Genomic DNA, 17,542 nt, shown 5'->3' on the forward strand with positions numbered 1-17,542 from the left:
AAGTAAGCTATTAAAGGAGAAAATTTATGGTAGTAGCAGTTACAGATGCAACATTCGCAGAAGAAACAAAAGACGGACTGGTTCTGATTGATTTTTGGGCAACTTGGTGCGGTCCATGCCGTATGCAGTCACCTATCTTGGAGCAGTTGGCAGGGGAAGTTCATGAAGACGAATTGAAAATCCTCAAAATGGATGTGGATGAAAATCCGAATACTGCCCGCGAATTTGGCATTATGTCCATTCCGACCCTTCTGTTCAAGAAAGACGGTCAAGTCGTTAAGCAAGTCGCAGGTGTTCATACTAAAGACCAGCTCAAGGCTATTATCGCTGAATTAAGCTAAGTAAGAAGCCTCTGGGCTTCTTTTTTTGTATAAAAAAACGTTTACATGCTTAAATTTTTTTATAAAATATTGACAAAAGGCGAATGTTCTTTTAGAATAATAGAAAATTAATAATCAACACCGAACGAAGTTTTTCAGAAAGAGGCGGGCACCTCTGACTGTGAAATGGACGGAACTCTGGAGAGACCATGAATGGCACCGAAGGGGCAAGGCGGTTTAGAACCGCTCAAACTCTCAGGTAAAAGGACAGAGCGAAGAGGCAGGGATTTCCCTACTCCAGCACATCCAGAGTACATGTTTTTCATGTGCTCTTTCTTTTTCTCGGTGTGAAAAGGAGTTTATATCATGTTGGAAATATTGAATCGTCTGGATTCTTTTGTTTGGGGTCCGCCCCTGCTCATTTTGCTGGTTGGTACTGGTATCTATCTCAGTCTGCGTCTAGGCTTGTTGCAGATTTTTCGTCTTCCGCGTGCCTTTCGGCTAATCTTTGTATCAGACGAGGAGCATCAGGGCGATGTCTCGAGCTTTGCGGCTCTCTGTACGGCTCTAGCCGCGACGGTGGGAACGGGAAATATCATCGGAGTGGCAACAGCCATTAAAACGGGTGGACCGGGTGCTCTCTTCTGGATGTGGGTGGCTGCTTTCTTTGGGATGGCGACGAAGTATGCCGAAGGCCTCTTAGCTATCAAGTACCGCCGCAAGGATGCTCATGGCGCTATGGCGGGCGGTCCCATGCACTATATCCTATTAGGAATGGGCGAGAAATGGCGCCCGCTGGCCATCTTTTTTGCGATAGCTGGTATCTTGGTGGCTCTCTTGGGGATTGGGACCTTTACGCAGGTCAATTCCATCACAGAGGCCATGCAGAATACCATTCAGCTGCCTCCAGCTGTGACAGCTTCTATCTTGGCTATTTTGGTGGCTCTGGTTATTTTCAGCGGTATCCAGTCTATTGCTCGAGTATCGACCAAGGTTGTGCCCTTTATGGCGGCTATTTATATCTTGGGGACTGTGACTGTCTTAGCGGTTAATCTCGATCGTCTGCTGCCGACTCTCCAGCTGGTCTTTAGCTCAGCATTTAGCCAGACGGCTGCTGTCGGTGGCTTTGCCGGTGCGACCATCCAGATGGCAATTCAAAATGGGGTCGCGCGTGGAGTTTTCTCCAATGAATCTGGCTTGGGATCAGCGCCCATTGCAGCGGCGGCAGCTCGGACTAAGGAACCGGTAGAACAGGGCTTGATTTCCATGACCGGAACCTTTATTGACACCCTGATTATCTGTAGCCTGACAGGATTGACGATTTTAATCACAGGGGTCTGGGATGGCAATCTCAACGGTGTGTCCCTGACTCAGGCAGCCTTTGCGAGTGTTTTTGCTAATTTTGGTCCGGTTCTGCTTTCAGTCTTTCTAGTTCTGTTTGCCTTTACGACTATTTTAGGTTGGAACTACTATGGCGAGCGCTGTTTTGAATTTCTCTTTGGGGTGCGCTATATCCGCGTTTATCGCCTGCTCTTTGTCCTTATGATTGTTCTCGGTGGCTTTGTGGGTCTAGAGGCGGTCTGGATTCTTGCAGATATTGTCAATGCCCTCATGGCCTTGCCGAACTTAATCGCTCTTCTGGTGCTTTCTCCTATTGTTATCAGTGAAACAAAGAAATACTTTGCCAAGCATCGAAAGAACTAATTTTCGCACATAAAAAAGCCTCTAGCTTTCTGTAATGATGGAAGTCTAGAGGTTTTTGTTGAAATTAATAGCGTTTTTCTTTCGGCCAGCTGCTCATCTCGGCCACAGCTGTAAAGAGGACATCAGTAGAAGAGTTGAGGGCTGTCTCGCAGGAGTCCTGAATGACACCGATGACAAAGCCGACGCTGACTACCTGCATGGCCAAATCATTGGAAATCCCAAAGAGGCTGCAAGCGACTGGAATGAGCAGAAGAGACCCGCCAGCTACACCGGAAGCCCCACAGGCAGAAATTGCTGCTACGACACTGAGAACTAGAGCTGTGCCAAAGTCAACCCGGATACCCAGCGTATTGACAGCAGCCAAGGTCAGGGTATTGATAGTAATAGCAGCCCCTGCCATGTTGATAGTGGCTCCCAGAGGAATAGAGACTGAGTAGGTCTCTGGATTGAGTCCTAGCTCCCGACAGAGTTTCATATTGACGGGTATGTTTGCCGCAGAACTGCGCGTGAAAAAGGCAGTTACACCACTGACTCGTAGACAGCGCCAGACCAAGGAATAAGGATTTTTCTGCAGCATGATAAAGCTAATCAAAGGATTGATAATCAGAGCGACAATCAGCATGCTGGCTATCAAGACCAGCAGCAGGATACCATAGCTTTTTAGAGCCTGGAAGCCTTTGCCGGAAATGGTCGTGTAGACCAGGCCTAAAATGCCAAGAGGGGCTAGATTGATAATCCACTCGACAATCTTAGAAGTGATATCTGCCAAGGTTTGGAGCAGTTCCTTGCTGTGGTGGCTAGCTTCTCGCATGGCAATTCCAAAGATAACAGCCCAAGACAGGATACCGATGTAGTTAGCGGTGATGAGGGCGTTGACGGGATTGTCCACCAGCTGAAGCAGAAGATTGCTGAGGACTTGTCCGATTCCATCTGGCGGAGAAACTTTTTGGGAGGACGAAGCCAACTCTATGCTAATTGGAAAGAAGAAGTTGACCAGAACCGCTACCAAGGCAGCCGCAAGGGTTCCCAGAAGATAAAGCAAGATGACCGTCTTCATATTGCTTTTTTGCCCCTTTTGCTGCTGAGACAGGGCATTTGCCACCAGAGCGAAGACGAGGATCGGAGCGATGGCCTTGAGGCCGCCAACGAAGATTTGGCCCAGAAGTCCGATGGCTTGTGCTTGGGGAAAGGTGATAGCCAGCAGGACACCAATGCCAATACCAATGGAAATCCGCTTGATTAGATTGGTTTTATTCCAAATAGTGATGAAGCGATGGACCATGTAAGTTCCTTTCTTGTCTTAGATACTTATTTTATTATACGATAGAAAGAGGGCGAAAGCAATGCTAGGTCATGCTAACCATTCTATGTCCATGCAGATTGGTCTTTGTGGTATAATGGTAGTAATCTTTTTGGAGGTAGCCTATGTCTAAGACCGGAAATGTCTTTTCCCGCTATATCCAGCAGTTTGACTGGAGCAAGATTGCAGATGACCTTTTTTCCAAGCTGGTCTCTTTACTTCTGCTTTTTATCTTATTTTACATCGTTAAGAAAATCCTGCATTTGTCAGTGACCAAGATCATTGCTCCCTCTCTCAAGCTATCCAAGCAGGATGTAGCCAGACAGAAAACCATTACTCGGCTGATTGAGAATCTGCTTAATTATGTCTTGTATTTCCTCTTGATTTACTGGGTTTTATCCATCTTGGGACTGCCGGTTTCCAGTCTTTTGGCTGGTGCGGGGATTGCCGGTGTGGCGATCGGTATGGGAGCTCAGGGCTTCCTGTCGGATCTAGTCAATGGCTTCTTTATTCTTCTCGAGCGGCAGTTAGATGTTGGTGACAATGTCCGCCTGACTAACGGTCCTATCAACATCGCTGGAACAGTAATCAGTGTCGGGATTCGGACGACGCAGGTACGGGACGCGGACGGAACGCTTCATTTTGTGCCAAACCGCAATATCATGGTTGTCAGCAATCTGTCTCGTGGAGATATGCGGGTTCTGATTGACATTCCCATTTATGCCCAGACGGATTTGGACGAGATTTACCGCATCATTGCCAAGGTCAATGAAGAAGCTGTTCCAGAACATCCAGAGATTCTTAAAGAGCCGAATATCTTGGGGCCGCAGATGGCTTCAAATGGCCAGTTCAACTTCCGTATTAGCATGATAGTGCAGGGAGGCATGCAGATTTCTATTTACCATATCTTCTACCGTCTTTACCATGAGGCGCTTTTGCGAGAAGGGATTGAGCTTCCGACGCTTGGACCTCTTTCAAAAGGCAAGTAATTATTGATTAGAAAGGTCCATATGAATCAGCGAATTCAGCAGGAGATTGTCAGTGAGGACAATCTTGTTTACCGTTTAAAACGCCCTCTCCACAAGCAGGGGCTCTTTTGGGCAGCTCTGGTGTCTGGGATTATTATCTTTCTTCTGGCCTTACTCAGCATTCTCCTCGTCATTACTACGATTGGCCTTATGGAGGAAAATGACCATCTCAAGTCTCTCACAGGCTACCATAACTCGCCTTTAGAGTCCTATAACAGCCATGCTTTTGAAAAAACAGTTGAATTTTCCAGTGGACTTAAGGTGACAGTTCATTCGGCAGTGGAAGATAGCAAGAGAGTCATGAGCGATGAGTCAACAGGAGTAGCTGTCGTTGCGACTATCACGGTTGAAAATACTTCGAAAAAGCCCATTCTGGTCAGTCCTTATGATTTTGGACTCTATGACAAGAAGGAAAATGTCTATATTTTGGATGGCTCAACCTTTGACAATACACAAATCGGCACCAATCTGGTGCCAGGCAAGTCCATCCGCTTTGACCTAATCTTTGATGGGGAAGGCGGCGATGAGGATACCTATACCGTGACCTACGAAAATGCTAAGTGGCAAAAGGAGAAAAACAAGACAAAGCAAGAGAAAAAGAAGGAGCAATAGGGAATATTATCCCATCACTTTAACGCCTTTGCTATTTTCCGCACCCAGATTTGAAAGTGGAGGCAGCAAATTGAATAGATAAAAGAAGATTTGAGACAAAAGTTTCAAATCTTTTTCTTGACTCTGACCTTAGAGGAGGGTGTATACTGGTGAAAATTAGAAAAGGAGATTATCATGCAAATCAATATCATTCGTTCTGATAAGGTTTATCAGGAGTTGCTCGAATTGCCTTTAGAAAAGAGAGAAGGTTGCTTTCGCGCTAAAATATTAGCACCTTTTGCAACAAAATATCAAACACAACACATTCCTCTGAAAGCGAAGTATCCCGGAGGATTTGATGCTCTTTTCCTACTTGGCTTTATGAATCAGCTACCCAGCACTCTGTCAGAAAAGGATAGACCGGCTATTGATGCTCTGAGCTCTGATCAACTCTGGCAAAATTGTCAAGATACCATCAAGAGGAGTATAGGTCTTTTTGAGCAAGCTGGCTATGATTTAGAGGTTGAGGATTACCATTTTACTATTTTATTAGGCAATCCAGAAAAGCCCATGCTCCAGCTCAATAAGGGTTACAGTGGAGATGGAGGAATTCCAGGCTACCTCATGCTTAGTCTGCTACCGAATGACTATACTTTGCCACGTGTACAGGCGGCGCTGGCCCACGAGTGCAACCATAATGTCCGCTTCCAATTTATCAAATGGAACCAGCAGACAACACTAGCAGACTGGGTAGTTAGTGAAGGATTGGCAGAGTCTTTTGCTGCTGAACTCTATGGCAAAGATCTCATCGGACTTTGGGTCACTTCAACTAGTTCCGAGCAGTTAGAAGAGATTAAGCCCATCATCTCAAGTCAGCTTCAGCTAACGGGGATGGCGGAAATGGCTCCTTATCTCTACGGTGATGAAATCGCTGAGATTCAAGGTCAAATACCAGTCGGTATGCCTTATGCTGCGGGCTATGCTTATGGCTATCATCTGATACAAGCCTATCTAAAAAAGACGGGTAAGAATATTATTGAAGCGACAGTGACGCCTACAGAAGAGATTTTAGAAGGAACTAAAGACTTTTGGAAATGACACATTTTTGCTTGAAAATCTACCAGAACCTGATATAATGTAGGTGATTTCTGGAGGTATCAGTATGCATTATAAAAGAATTGAATTAAAAGTCACAAATCAAGGTATCCATGAGCACAAAATTTTTCAAGGGGTTAAAATTTTCAGCCGTAGCAAGCTGTCCAAAGATCAGAAAAGCATTCTGACGCAGAAGATTTACCTGACTCCGAAGCAAAACATTGTTTACTATCAACGGACAGATGTCAACTATGACCAGAACTGGCATCATAAGAAGGATTATTATGAACTAGCTTATAGCCAGTTGGACAGAGAGACTGTTTTTAAGGTTTGCCAAGATTTTGACGAACTAAGTCCTTTCCTGGAGAATGAGCTGTTAGAGAAGCTAAAAGAAAAGCAGGTAGCAGGCAAATTTTTTGAAAAATTAGATATATAAAAATCCGGCTGCTTTGATAAGCAGTCGGATTTATTCTAGTTTGATAGTGCTTAAACAAATACCTTGCGCAATCATGGTATCTGCCACGTTTTCGAAGACAGGGATATTAGCACTAGCCAGGTAGTCTTTGCCAAGTCCGTAAGTTTCAGAGGTAGTTTTAGCTGCGTTGAGGATGTTGGTCATGATGTCCTTGAGACGGCCAGAGTATACTGACATCTATTCATCTGATAAGAGGGATTTTATCATCCAGATATTCATAGCTGGGTGACCGGCAGCGTTAGAAAGTGGTTGCTGCAGTGATGTAAAACCATAGTGCTGATAGATGGCCACGGCCGTAGCCAGTTCAGTAGTGGTTTCTAGATAAAGCTGTTCATAACCTGTTAGACGGGCTTCTTGGAAAATCTGCTTTATCAGCCGGCTAGAATAACCTTTGCCACGACTATTTTTAGTGACATACAGTTTTTGTAATTCAGCAATCTTATCAGACACAGGTGCAAAGCCACCGCAGCCAACGAGATGACCTTCATCTTCCAGAACAAAGTAAGCTGCCCTCTCTTGATGTTGATAATAGTCGGCCAAATGATCTAGATGAGAATCAAAGTAGACAGTTCCTGGTTTGTCAAGCCCGAATTCCTCTAAGCTAGCTCGAATGAGCTGCGCTACAGCTGGATTGTCTCTCACTTCCATTGGCCGTAAGTTCATGATAGTCCTCCGATAGGATGTATCGACTAGTTAAACAATACCTTGAGCAATCATAGCATTTGCTACGTTTTCGAAGGCAGCAATGTTAGCACCAGCCAGGTAATCTTTGCCAAGTCCGTAAGTTTCAGCAGTTGTTTTAGCTGTATTGAAGATATTTGTCATGATGTCTTTGAGGCGGCCGTCAACTTCTTCGCGAGTCCATGACAGACGAAGGCTATTTTGGCTCATTTCAAGGGCAGATACAGCTACACCACCAGCATTAGCAGCTTTAGCAGGTCCGTAGAAGATACCATTCTCTTTGTAAATTGCGATAGCATCCAGGTCGCTAGGCATGTTGGCACCTTCAGATACACAGATAACGCCTTGAGCAACCAAACGTTTAGCTGCGTCACCATTGATTTCATTTTGTGTCGCACATGGCAGAGCGATGTCATATTTCTCAGCGTAAGTCCAGACAGAACCTTCATGGTAAGTAGCAGTAGCTTTTTCAGCAGCATATTCTGTCAAGCGAGCGCGGCGTTTTTCTTTGACATCAACCAAAAGATCAAAGTCAATACCGTTTTCATCGATAACATAACCGTTTGAGTCAGAAACAGAGATAACAGTTGCTCCCAGCTCAGTTGCTTTTTGAAGAGCGTATTGGGCTACGTTACCAGAACCAGAAATAACCACCTTCTTGCCAGCAAAGCTTTGGCCGTTAGCCTTGAGCATTTCTTCTGTGTAGTAAACCAATCCATAACCAGTTGCTTCTGGACGGATCAAACTGCCGCCAAATCCAAGGGGTTTACCAGTCAAGACACCAGCGTCGAATTGGTTAAGGCGTTTGTATTGACCGTAGAGGTAGCCGATTTCACGTCCGCCGACACCGATATCACCAGCTGGAACGTCAAGAGATGGGCCGATGTGCTTTTGCAATTCTGTCATAAAGCTTTGGCAGAAGCGCATCACTTCAGCATCAGTCTTACCTTTGGGATCAAAGTCAGATCCACCTTTACCACCGCCGATTGGCAGGCCAGTCAAGACGTTTTTAAAGATTTGCTCAAATCCGAGGAATTTCAAGATACCTTGGTTTACAGTTGGGTGGAAACGAAGTCCGCCTTTATAAGGACCAACTGCTGAGTTAAATTGTACGCGGTAACCACGGTTGACTTGTACGTTGCCTTCGCGGTCTACCCAAGGAACACGGAAGCTGATAACGCGCTCAGGCTCAGTAATACGCGCTAGGATGTTTTCTTCAATGTATTCTGGGTGTTTTTCGAAAACGGGCTCCAGAGTATTGAGAAACTCTTCAACAGCTTGGAGGAATTCTGCCTCGTGTCCGTTGCGGGCTTTTACGGTCTCGAAAGTGCTTTGGATATATTCTTTAGCAGTTGTCATCTGTCATTCTCCTTTAAATAAAATAGTAAACCATCCTGTCGAAAGCTGCTTGCAACTTATGTGACGAGGATGTGTTTAAATTTTTAAAACAGGCATCTTTTAGATGTCATATTTTATTACATGGAACATTATAGCAGACTTTTTTTCTCTTGTAAAGAAAAAAGTTGAATTTTCTAAAAATTTCCACAATTTGTTTTCTGAAATATTCCAGAAAATAGCTGAGCGAACTGGATGTTTTCCGAACGTTAGTCAGGAATTGCCGGTTAAAAAAACGAAAAAGCGGAGTTTGGTGATATAATAGAGGAAATGAGCTAAAGGCACTCGCCTTCAGAAGAAAAAGGAGCGTTTTACTATGGTTTCGACATCTACACAGATTGCTGGTTTTGATTTTGATAACTGCCTGATGAATGCAGCTGGGGTTGCCTGCATGACAAAAGAGGAACTGGCAGAAGTCAAAGATTCTGCTGCGGGAACATTTGTGACCAAGACAGCGACGCTGGAATTTCGTCAGGGAAACCCAGAACCGCGCTATCAGGATGTTCCGCTAGGGTCTATCAACTCCATGGGCCTGCCCAACAATGGTTTGGACTACTATCTTGACTACCTGCTGGAACTCCAGGAAAGCGAAGCAAATCGGACTTTCTTCCTCTCTTTGGTCGGTATGTCGCCAGAAGAAACCCACACCATTCTTAAGAAAGTGCAGGCAAGTGACTTTAAAGGCATTACTGAGCTCAATCTCTCCTGCCCCAATGTCCCTGGCAAGCCGCAGATTGCTTACGACTTTGAAACGACGGAAAAGATTTTGTCAGAGGTTTTTGCTTATTTTACCAAGCCGCTGGGTATCAAGTTGCCTCCTTATTTTGACATCGTGCATTTTGATCAAGCCGCTGCGATTTTTAACAAATATCCGCTCAAGTTTGTCAATTGTGTAAACTCTATCGGAAATGGTCTTTATATAGAAGATGAGTCAGTGGTCATTCGTCCGAAAAATGGTTTTGGGGGTATCGGAGGTCAGTACATCAAGCCGACCGCTCTGGCCAATGTCCATGCTTTTTACCAACGCCTTAAACCGGAAATCCAAATCATTGGAACAGGTGGTGTTCTGACGGGGCGCGATGCCTTTGAGCATATCCTCTGTGGAGCCAGTATGGTACAGGTAGGAACAAACCTTCATAAAGAAGGAGTGGCAGCCTTCGAACGCATCACCGCAGAACTGAAGAGTATTATGGAAGAAAAAGGCTATGAAAGCTTAGAAGATTTTCGAGGAAAATTGAAGTATATTGAGGAATAATCTTCTATACAAGAGTTGTTGTGATTTGAAATGAAGAACATAGCTGGGTTGATTGTCATTAAGACCCAGCTTTTTCATATCAATTTGAAGAAAGTTCTAATCAAATTGCTATAATTTCGACTCCTTTTATGAGAAAATAGTCGCAAAGAAATGAGGTGTTTTTATGGCAGAAATTTATTTAGCAGGTGGATGCTTCTGGGGATTGGAAGAGTACTTTTCTCGCATTGAGGGTGTGGAGGAAACGACAGTCGGCTACGCCAATGGACAGGTGGAATCAACCAACTACCAGCTGATTCATCAGACGGACCATGCAGAGACGGTTCATTTAATCTATGATGAAAAGCGGGTCAGCCTGCGGGAAATCCTACTCTATTATTTCCGAGTCATTGATCCTCTGTCAGTCAATAAGCAGGGAAATGATGTAGGACGTCAGTATCGGACGGGCGTTTACTATACCAATCAAGCCGATAAGGCGGTCATTGAGCAGGTCTTTGCTGAGCAGGAAAAGCAGCTGGGACAAAAGATTGCTGTTGAGCTAAAACCTTTGCGCCACTATGTCCTAGCTGAGGACTATCATCAGGATTATCTCAAGAAAAATCTCGGTGGCTACTGTCATATCAATGTCAATGATGCTTATCAGCCCTTGGTCGATCCGAGCCCATACGAGAAACCTACAGATGCGGAACTAAAAGAGCAGCTGACGGAAGAACAGTACCAGGTGACCCAGCATAGTGCAACAGAGCGTCCTTTCCATAATGCCTACAATGCCACTTTTGAAGAAGGAATTTATGTTGATGTGACGACTGGAGAGCCGCTCTTTTTTGCTGGAGACAAGTTTGAGTCTGGTTGCGGCTGGCCTAGCTTTAGCCGGCCCATTGCCAGAGAAGTTCTGCGATACTATGAAGACAAGAGCCATGGCATGGAGCGGATCGAAGTGCGCAGCCGTTCAGGGAACGCCCATCTGGGGCATGTCTTCACAGACGGACCAGAAGCAGCAGGCGGCTTGCGCTATTGTATCAACTCAGCAGCTCTGCGATTTATTCCAAAAGAGAAAATGGAAGCAGAAGGATATGGCTATCTGCTGACCTTCATGCAGTAAAAGGGGATAAAATCAACTCAAATGCTTCAAATCGTTATATAATTTTTTTATCACGGCGATAAATTATTTATATAAGCCAAGTCTCCTTTAACATGGTAAAATGAGAAGTAATCTTATAAAATAGAAGATTTAGAATTTTATCCATTAAAGGAGAATAAATGATGAATTTGAAAAAAATCTTTTCAGTCGGCTTAGTCGGCCTGGCAGCCTTGGGTTTGGCAGCTTGCGGAGGCTCTTCTAGTAAGGAGAGCAAATCAGCAGACGGACCTGTAACCGTCAAGGTTGGGGTAATGAGCCTGAGTGATACAGAAGAAGCGCGCTGGAACAAGGTTCAAGAGATTCTTGACAAAGAAAATGCAGGCGTTAAATTAGAGTATACACAGTTTACCGACTACTCTCAGCCTAACCAAGCTCTGCTTGACGGTGATGTGGATATCAACGCTTTCCAACATTACAACTTCCTTGAAAACTGGAACAAAGAGAAGGGAGCAGACCTTGTGTCTGTTGCGGATACCTATATCGCTCCTATTCGTCTCTACTCTGGTACAAAGGACGGCAAAAATAAATACACAGATGTGAAAGACATCCCAGAAAATGGGACAATTGCCGTTCCAAATGATGCGACAAATGAGAGCCGTGCTCTTTATCTTCTTGAATCAGCTGGCTTGATTAAGCTTGATGTTAAAGGGAACGAGCTTGCGACTGTTGCCAATATCAAAGAAAACAAGAAGAATCTGACAATTTCTGAGTTGGATGCTTCTCAAACACCAGCTTCTCTGACTTCAGCAGATGCTGCAGTTGTCAATAATACTTTCGTCCGCGAAGCAGGCATTGACTACAAGAAGGCCCTCTTCAAAGAAGAAGCCAATGAAAACTCAAAACAATGGTATAACCTGATTGCAGCGAAACCAGATTGGAAGAAATCAGACAAGGCTGACGCGATTGAAAAAATTATCAAGGCTTACCATACTGATGAAGTGAAAAAAGTTATTGAAGAATCATCAGATGGTATGGATCAGCCGGTTTGGTAATTTTTTTCCAGCAGAAGGTCATTGTATTGAATAAATGAAATGATTAAGAAGGGCGGAGATTAGCTTCTCCAGCCCTTTATCTGCTATTATGATCATTTAGTTTGATCATTATCTAGCTTTTAGCTAGGTCGGTATAGATTGTAGCTTATGATTTTACATTTCCCTAGTCGAGCGACAGGCGGAAAGCAAACTAAGAGGCTATAGTGGCTAAATCTCATATTGGACAAATCAAGGAGTGAATCGGAAATTATGGGCAAAGAAATTATCAAATTGGATCACATTGATGTCATTTTTAAGCAAAAAAAGCAAGACATTAAGGCTGTAGAAGATGTGACCATTCATATTAATCAGGGTGATATTTATGGAATTGTAGGCTATTCTGGTGCCGGGAAATCTACTCTGGTCCGTGTCATTAACTTGCTGCAGGTGCCGTCTGCTGGTAAGATCACGGTGGATGATACGGTTTTCTATGATCATCATCAGGTTCAGCTTACTGCAGCTCAGTTGCGCCAAAAGCGTAAGGATATCGGGATGATTTTCCAGCATTTTAACCTCATGGCTCAGATGACAGCCAAGGAAAATGTTGCTTTTGCGCTTAAGCATTCACCTTTATCAGCTGCTGAAAAAGAGAAGAAAGTTCACACTCTTTTGGACTTGGTAGGCTTAGCAGATCGGGCGGACAATTATCCTGCCCAGCTGTCTGGCGGTCAGAAGCAGCGGGTGGCCATTGCACGGGCCTTAGCCAATGATCCCAAAATCCTAATCTCGGACGAGTCCACATCTGCTCTGGATCCTAAGACCACCAAGCAGATTCTGGCTCTATTGCAGGATTTGAATCAAAAATTGGGTCTGACTATTGTCCTCATTACCCACGAAATGCAGATTGTCAAGGACATTGCCAACCGGGTAGCCGTTATGCAGAATGGTCAGCTGATTGAGGAAGGTTCAGTTCTGGATATTTTCTCTAATCCCAAGAATGAGCTGACCCAAGACTTCATTACGACTGCAACGGGTATCAATGAGGCCATGATCAAAATCAATCAGCAAAAGATTGTGCAAAACCTGCCGGAAAATTCCATTCTGGCCCACCTGAAATACTCAGGTGTGGTGACGGACACAGCCATTATAAACGATATTTACAAGCAGTATCACATATCTGCCAATATTCTTCACGCCAATATTGAGATTTTAGACCATGTACCAGTCGGAGAAATGGTCGTTATCTTATCTGGAGAGACCAAGCAACTGGCGGCGGTGCAGGAAAGTCTGCGCGAAGCAGGAGTAGAGCTGCATGTTTTGAAAGAAGGGAGTAACTAATGCTACAGCTGATTCAACAATTTATGCCCAATGTTTATAGAATGGGCTGGTCTGGGCAGGCTGGCTGGGGAACAGCTATTTACCTGACTCTGTATATGACTATCATTCCTTTCTTTATCGGAGGGATTCTAGGCTTTATCGCAGGTCTCTTGCTTGTCTTGACAGGGCCTAGAGGTATTTTGGAAAATAGACTTGTCTTTTTCGTATTGGACAAGGTTACCTCTATCTTCCGGGCTATTCCGTTCATCATTCTCCTAGCCCTCATCAATCCTTTTACTCGGATTATTGTGGGAACTGGGATTGGACCGACTGCGGCCTTGGTGCCTCTTTCACTGGCTGTTTTTCCTTTCTTTGCCCGTCAGGTTCAGGTGGTCTTATCCGAACTAGACCGAGGAGTCATTGAAGCGGCGCAGGCTAGTGGTGCTACTTTCTGGGACATTGTCGGTGTTTACCTGCGGGAAGGTCTGCCGGACTTGATTCGGGTGACGACTGTTACGCTGATCTCTCTGGTTGGTGAGACTGCTATGGCGGGAGCGATTGGTGCTGGCGGACTGGGAAATGTTGCCCTGACTTATGGTTATCAGCGTTTCAACCATGATGTGACTATTCTTGCGACCATTCTTATTTTGCTGCTCATCTTCTTTATTCAGTTTGTTGGGGATTTCCTGACACGGAAGATTAGTCATAGATAATGATTGACAACTAGGGCCTCAGCTGGGGCTCTTTTTTATGCCATAATTGTATTAAAAGACTTGCACAATTAGATTAGGCTTGTTATAATAGCTAAAATCTCTTGAAGCCAAGTATTGGGAAAGTGAGGATATGGCGGATGAAAGCTTATACAAATGTCAATCTAGTGACCTGTGACAGCGCATTTCATGTTTACCGGGAAGGGCTGTTGGTCGTGGAAGATGACCGCATTGCCTACTGCGGTCCCTATGATGAAAACTGGCTAGGGAAATGCAGTGAAACAGTGGATTATGAAGGGGCTTGGATCATGCCAGGGCTGGTCAACTGCCATACTCACTCGGCCATGACCTTGCTGCGCGGGATTCGTGATGACAGTAATCTGCATGAATGGCTGGAGGACTATATCTGGCCAGCAGAAAGTCAGTTCACAGCGGATCTAACGACCGAGGCTGTCCAGCTAGCTTTGGCTGAAATGCTGCTGTCAGGAACAACAACTTTTAACGACATGTATAATCCTCAGGGAGTAGAGATTGACCGGATTTACCAAACTGTGCGGCAGTCTGGTATGCGCTGCTATTTCTCACCAACCCTCTTTAGCTCAGAGTCGGAAACAGCAGAAGAGACTCTGGCTCGTACTCGTGCCATTATTGAGAAAATTCTCTCCTATAATGATGAAGATTTTCAGATCATGGTGGCGCCTCATTCGCCTTATGCCTGTGACGAAGCTTTGCTCAAGGGAAGTCTTGAGCTAGCGCGTGAACTGGATTTGAAGCTTCATATCCATGTGGCAGAGACCCAGGAAGAAAATAAAATCATTCTTGAGCGTTATGGTAAAAGGCCTCTGGCTTTCTTGAAAGGCCTAGGCTACTTGGAGCAGTCAGCCATTTTTGCTCACGGGGTTGAGCTGAATCCTTCAGAGATTGCGGACTTAGCGGCTTCACCAGTCAGCATCGCCCACAATCCTATCAGCAACCTCAAGCTGGCTTCCGGTGTAGCTCCAGTGACAGACTTATTAGCTGCTGGGGTGACCGTTGGACTAGCTACAGACTCTGTTGCTTCCAATAATAATCTGGATATGTTTGAAGAAGGTCGGACAGCGGCTCTCCTTCAGAAGATGCGGGCAGGAGATGCGACCCAGTTTACGATTGATCAGGCCTTGAAAGCTTTGACTATTGAAGGAGCCAAGACGTTGGGCTTGGAGGACAAAATCGGCAGTCTTGAATCGGACAAGCAAGCCGATTTCATTGTCATTCAACCTAAGGGACGACTTCATCTCTATCCTTTGGAAAATATGCTGTCGCACCTAGTATATGCGGTCAAAGGCAGCGATGTTCAGGATGTCTACATTGCTGGGCAGCAGGTCGTCCGAGACGGCCAGGTGCTGACCGTTGATGTAGGGAGTTTTGTGTAAGAATGAAAGCTGAGTTTCAGCTCGGCAATCAGCTATTAGAATTGAAAAAATAGATAATGAAGCAGGAGAATGGTGGAAGCATGCCGCAATTTGAAGATTGTAGCATGCTTCTCCCTCTCCTGCTTTTTGCTTTTCTTTCCTTTTGACGGTAAAAATAGTACAATATAGTAAAGATTGATGTGCTGTTATCAAGCAAGAAAAGGCGGAGAGATGTGATGGATAAAAAAATTCTTTGGGAGAAGATTCAGACTTTTTTTCAGGAACTTTGGAAGAAGATATCTGATTTTACTGCGGAACATAATCTGCTGGCAGATGCTTACCATGCTTGGCGGGACTGGTTTATGGAACTTCCATTTCCTCGTCCCAAAATCTTTCAAAAACAGCTTAGCAATCGCCAGTTTGTCGGAGTGCTTTTGACCGTAGTAGGGCTGTCAGCCAGCTTAATCCTCTTGTCAGAACATTTGCAGGATTTTACCTTTCTGTCTCCTAGTAAGAAAGAGCAGCAGTCAGATTCCTCTCAGAATCAGACGGTTCGCATCATGGCAACTGGGGATTTGCTTTATCACGATGGCCTTTATCTGAGCGCTCAGAAAGAAGATGGCACTTATGATTTTTCTGAGAATTTCCAATATGCTAAGGAATGGCTTCTGCAGGGAGATTTGGTCTTAGGGGACTTTGAGGGCACGATTCGGCCGGACTATCCCTTGAATGGCTATCCGCTCTTTAATGCTCCGGAAGCTGTAGTTCCAGCAATCAAGGATGCTGGCTATCAGGTGATGGACCTAGCTCATAATCACATTTTAGACTCTGGCTTGGAGGGAGTTTTCACTACAGCTCAGGCTTTTGAAAAAGAGGGAATCACTCCTATCGGTGTTTATCCACATGAAAGCCGCAGTCAGGCACCACTCTTGATAAAGGAAGTTAAAGGCATTAAGATTGCACTGCTGGCTTACTCCTATGGTTACAATGGTATGGAAGGGCTGCTCAGTCAGGAAGACTATGATAATCGCCTGTCCGATCTGGATGAAGAAAAGATGCGGGCCGAGATTGAGCGGGCGGAAAAGGAAGCAGATATCACGGTTGTTATGCCTCAGATGGGGGTAGAGTACCAGCTGGAGCCGACAGAAGAGCAGATGACCCTTTACCATAAAATGGTTGATTGGGGAGCAGATATCGTCTTTGGAGGGCATCCGCATGTGGTTGAGCCGGCGGAGATTTTAGAGAAAGATGGTCAGAAGAAGCTGATCATGTATTCTATGGGAAATTTCATTTCCAATCAGCGCATCGAAACTATGGAGGGAATTGAAAATGCTCATTGGACCGAGCGCGGAGTGCTAATGGATGTTACCATTGAAAAGACACCAAAGGGCACACAGATAAAAAGTGCCCAGGCTCATCCGAGCTGGGTCAGCCGAGTTGAAAAGGGCACTACTTCGGCAGACGGTCTACCTTTATACACTTATCAGACCTGGATTTTGGACGACTTTGTCGAAGGTGGCAAGTATCGAGACAAACTGGATCAAGAAACCAGAGCACGGATTGATACCGCCTATCAGGAAATGAATTCTCATGTTGGACTGAATTGGCCGGAGCAATAAATTGCTTGAATATGATTTTAGCCAGATTGGATTTGCCAATCTGGTTTTTGCTGTTTTAAAATTGAGGACTTTGTTATAATTAAAAAGGATTATAGAACTGTTAATGAATGAAACTGACCGCTTTCGAGCTCGTCTATTATTTTATTGGAAAGAAAATGAAATGTATTTTGGTTTGAGGCTGCTTTTGTATCTTATACCTATGTTTATCTTGTTTTTGTTGCTGGTGTGCTCCTTGGTCTTGCTGGTTTTCTGCCTCTTTCTGCGGAGAAATTTCTTCAAAGAAAAGCAGGGCCGCAATTTGTTGCTAGCTATCCTTTGGCTGGGGCTCTTTAATCTCCTGCTGAACTTGCTAGTATAGAAATGATGAATTCATAAGGAGAACAGTCGAAACACTTAGGTCTTAGCTGACCTATATGTAAAAACATACTATTATTTCTATCCTTCTTATAATATTAGCATTACAAAAAACGAATACCTCAAAGTTCACTTAGCTTAGCAGGTATTCGTTTTTATTGTCTATTTTAGCGCTTCATTTCTTCCGATACTGGCTTG

17 protein-coding genes and 1 riboswitch are annotated in these 17,542 nt (G+C 44.6%); of the genes, 13 read left to right on the forward strand and 4 right to left on the reverse strand.

Annotated features, from left to right (window positions below):
* Nucleotides 1-26 precede the first annotated feature (26 nt).
* Together trxA and RWX26_RS08710 are read left to right on the forward strand one after the other, a co-directional pair.
* Nucleotides 27-341, forward strand: coding sequence for a thioredoxin (trxA, locus tag RWX26_RS08705; protein ID WP_314580926.1), 315 nt, complete (start codon nucleotides 27-29; stop codon nucleotides 339-341).
* A gap of 167 nt (nucleotides 342-508) precedes the next feature.
* Nucleotides 509-601, forward strand: a riboswitch (glycine riboswitch).
* 85 nt (nucleotides 602-686) lie between these two features.
* Nucleotides 687-2,024 carry a sodium:alanine symporter family protein gene (locus RWX26_RS08710; RefSeq protein WP_227970013.1) on the forward strand — a complete coding sequence of 446 codons (1,338 nt, stop codon included), beginning with the start codon at nucleotides 687-689 and terminating at the stop codon, nucleotides 2,022-2,024.
* Nucleotides 2,025-2,088: 64 nt separating this feature from the next.
* Here the strand turns inward: RWX26_RS08710 and sstT are convergent, their stop codons facing one another.
* The gene (sstT, locus tag RWX26_RS08715) at nucleotides 2,089-3,306 is read right to left on the reverse strand and encodes a serine/threonine transporter SstT (protein ID WP_314580931.1); all 1,218 of its coding nucleotides are present in this window, start codon (nucleotides 3,304-3,306) and stop codon (nucleotides 2,089-2,091) included.
* Between the two features lie 143 nt (nucleotides 3,307-3,449).
* Between sstT and RWX26_RS08720 the strand changes: the two genes are divergently transcribed.
* From RWX26_RS08720 to RWX26_RS08735, 4 genes are all read left to right on the forward strand, one after another.
* Nucleotides 3,450-4,313 carry a mechanosensitive ion channel family protein gene (locus tag RWX26_RS08720; protein ID WP_002896584.1) on the forward strand — a complete coding sequence of 288 codons (864 nt, stop codon included), beginning with the start codon at nucleotides 3,450-3,452 and terminating at the stop codon, nucleotides 4,311-4,313.
* Nucleotides 4,314-4,334: 21 nt separating this feature from the next.
* Nucleotides 4,335-4,964 carry a DUF4352 domain-containing protein gene (locus tag RWX26_RS08725; protein WP_314580935.1) on the forward strand — a complete coding sequence of 210 codons (630 nt, stop codon included), beginning with the start codon at nucleotides 4,335-4,337 and terminating at the stop codon, nucleotides 4,962-4,964.
* A gap of 174 nt (nucleotides 4,965-5,138) precedes the next feature.
* Nucleotides 5,139-6,041 (forward strand): DUF2268 domain-containing protein, encoded by a 903-nt coding sequence (locus tag RWX26_RS08730; RefSeq protein ID WP_314580939.1) that lies wholly within the window; start codon nucleotides 5,139-5,141, stop codon nucleotides 6,039-6,041.
* Between the two features lie 64 nt (nucleotides 6,042-6,105).
* Nucleotides 6,106-6,474: an EXLDI protein gene (locus tag RWX26_RS08735; RefSeq protein ID WP_314580941.1), complete on the forward strand. Its 369-nt coding sequence runs from the start codon at nucleotides 6,106-6,108 to the stop codon at nucleotides 6,472-6,474.
* A 30-nt stretch (nucleotides 6,475-6,504) separates the two neighbouring features.
* On the opposite strand, the gene RWX26_RS08740 is transcribed toward RWX26_RS08735, so the two are convergent.
* Genes RWX26_RS08740 through gdhA form a run of 3 tightly spaced genes read right to left on the reverse strand, consistent with a single transcriptional unit; the run spans nucleotide 6,505 to nucleotide 8,553 of the window.
* The gene (locus RWX26_RS08740; protein WP_314580943.1) at nucleotides 6,505-6,690 is read right to left on the reverse strand and encodes an NADP oxidoreductase; all 186 of its coding nucleotides are present in this window, start codon (nucleotides 6,688-6,690) and stop codon (nucleotides 6,505-6,507) included.
* Complete coding sequence (locus RWX26_RS08745) at nucleotides 6,691-7,176, reverse strand: GNAT family N-acetyltransferase (protein ID WP_314580946.1); 486 nt, start codon at nucleotides 7,174-7,176, stop codon at nucleotides 6,691-6,693.
* A 30-nt stretch (nucleotides 7,177-7,206) separates the two neighbouring features.
* A complete protein-coding gene (gene gdhA / locus RWX26_RS08750) occupies nucleotides 7,207-8,553 on the reverse strand; it encodes an NADP-specific glutamate dehydrogenase (RefSeq protein ID WP_314580949.1) in 1,347 nt (448 codons plus the stop codon).
* A 352-nt stretch (nucleotides 8,554-8,905) separates the two neighbouring features.
* On the opposite strand from gdhA, the gene RWX26_RS08755 reads away from it, so the two are divergent.
* From RWX26_RS08755 to RWX26_RS08785, 7 genes are all read left to right on the forward strand, one after another.
* On the forward strand, nucleotides 8,906-9,844 hold the full coding sequence (locus RWX26_RS08755) for a dihydroorotate oxidase (RefSeq protein WP_314580951.1): 939 nt from the start codon (nucleotides 8,906-8,908) through the stop codon (nucleotides 9,842-9,844).
* Nucleotides 9,845-10,007: 163 nt separating this feature from the next.
* Entirely contained in the window at nucleotides 10,008-10,943 is a 936-nt protein-coding gene (msrB, locus tag RWX26_RS08760; protein WP_314580955.1) for a peptide-methionine (R)-S-oxide reductase MsrB, read from the forward strand.
* 158 nt (nucleotides 10,944-11,101) lie between these two features.
* A complete protein-coding gene (locus RWX26_RS08765) occupies nucleotides 11,102-11,974 on the forward strand; it encodes a MetQ/NlpA family ABC transporter substrate-binding protein (protein WP_002907288.1) in 873 nt (290 codons plus the stop codon).
* 249 nt (nucleotides 11,975-12,223) lie between these two features.
* Entirely contained in the window at nucleotides 12,224-13,291 is a 1,068-nt protein-coding gene (locus RWX26_RS08770; protein WP_314580958.1) for a methionine ABC transporter ATP-binding protein, read from the forward strand.
* Nucleotides 13,291-13,983: a methionine ABC transporter permease gene (locus tag RWX26_RS08775; protein ID WP_002898357.1), complete on the forward strand. Its 693-nt coding sequence runs from the start codon at nucleotides 13,291-13,293 to the stop codon at nucleotides 13,981-13,983. The genes RWX26_RS08770 and RWX26_RS08775 overlap by 1 nt, the downstream gene beginning before the upstream one ends.
* A gap of 137 nt (nucleotides 13,984-14,120) precedes the next feature.
* Nucleotides 14,121-15,392 carry a TRZ/ATZ family protein gene (locus RWX26_RS08780; RefSeq protein ID WP_314580961.1) on the forward strand — a complete coding sequence of 424 codons (1,272 nt, stop codon included), beginning with the start codon at nucleotides 14,121-14,123 and terminating at the stop codon, nucleotides 15,390-15,392.
* Nucleotides 15,393-15,607: 215 nt separating this feature from the next.
* Nucleotides 15,608-16,990 carry a CapA family protein gene (locus tag RWX26_RS08785; protein WP_314580964.1) on the forward strand — a complete coding sequence of 461 codons (1,383 nt, stop codon included), beginning with the start codon at nucleotides 15,608-15,610 and terminating at the stop codon, nucleotides 16,988-16,990.
* Nucleotides 16,991-17,542: the final 552 nt, after the last annotated feature.

Origin of the sequence: uncultured Streptococcus sp., assembly GCF_963536705.1 — a bacterium.
Classification (GTDB): domain Bacteria; phylum Bacillota; class Bacilli; order Lactobacillales; family Streptococcaceae; genus Streptococcus.

What these genes read in the sequence shown, in the direction of transcription:
- sstT (WP_314580931.1), bottom strand. Translation starts at nt 3,306, where the DNA reads ATGGTCCATCGCTTCATCACTATTTGGAATAAAACCAATCTAATCAAG.
- RWX26_RS08745 (WP_314580946.1), bottom strand. Translation starts at nt 7,176, where the DNA reads ATGAACTTACGGCCAATGGAAGTGAGAGACAATCCAGCTGTAGCGCAG.
- msrB (WP_314580955.1), top strand. Translation starts at nt 10,008, where the DNA reads ATGGCAGAAATTTATTTAGCAGGTGGATGCTTCTGGGGATTGGAAGAG.
- gdhA (WP_314580949.1), bottom strand. Translation starts at nt 8,553, where the DNA reads ATGACAACTGCTAAAGAATATATCCAAAGCACTTTCGAGACCGTAAAA.
- trxA (WP_314580926.1), top strand. Translation starts at nt 27, where the DNA reads ATGGTAGTAGCAGTTACAGATGCAACATTCGCAGAAGAAACAAAAGAC.
- RWX26_RS08740 (WP_314580943.1), bottom strand. Translation starts at nt 6,690, where the DNA reads ATGTCAGTATACTCTGGCCGTCTCAAGGACATCATGACCAACATCCTC.
- RWX26_RS08770 (WP_314580958.1), top strand. Translation starts at nt 12,224, where the DNA reads ATGGGCAAAGAAATTATCAAATTGGATCACATTGATGTCATTTTTAAG.
- RWX26_RS08780 (WP_314580961.1), top strand. Translation starts at nt 14,121, where the DNA reads ATGAAAGCTTATACAAATGTCAATCTAGTGACCTGTGACAGCGCATTT.
- RWX26_RS08730 (WP_314580939.1), top strand. Translation starts at nt 5,139, where the DNA reads ATGCAAATCAATATCATTCGTTCTGATAAGGTTTATCAGGAGTTGCTC.
- RWX26_RS08735 (WP_314580941.1), top strand. Translation starts at nt 6,106, where the DNA reads ATGCATTATAAAAGAATTGAATTAAAAGTCACAAATCAAGGTATCCAT.
- RWX26_RS08755 (WP_314580951.1), top strand. Translation starts at nt 8,906, where the DNA reads ATGGTTTCGACATCTACACAGATTGCTGGTTTTGATTTTGATAACTGC.
- RWX26_RS08765 (WP_002907288.1), top strand. Translation starts at nt 11,102, where the DNA reads ATGATGAATTTGAAAAAAATCTTTTCAGTCGGCTTAGTCGGCCTGGCA.
- RWX26_RS08710 (WP_227970013.1), top strand. Translation starts at nt 687, where the DNA reads ATGTTGGAAATATTGAATCGTCTGGATTCTTTTGTTTGGGGTCCGCCC.
- RWX26_RS08725 (WP_314580935.1), top strand. Translation starts at nt 4,335, where the DNA reads ATGAATCAGCGAATTCAGCAGGAGATTGTCAGTGAGGACAATCTTGTT.
- RWX26_RS08785 (WP_314580964.1), top strand. Translation starts at nt 15,608, where the DNA reads ATGGATAAAAAAATTCTTTGGGAGAAGATTCAGACTTTTTTTCAGGAA.
- RWX26_RS08720 (WP_002896584.1), top strand. Translation starts at nt 3,450, where the DNA reads ATGTCTAAGACCGGAAATGTCTTTTCCCGCTATATCCAGCAGTTTGAC.
- RWX26_RS08775 (WP_002898357.1), top strand. Translation starts at nt 13,291, where the DNA reads ATGCTACAGCTGATTCAACAATTTATGCCCAATGTTTATAGAATGGGC.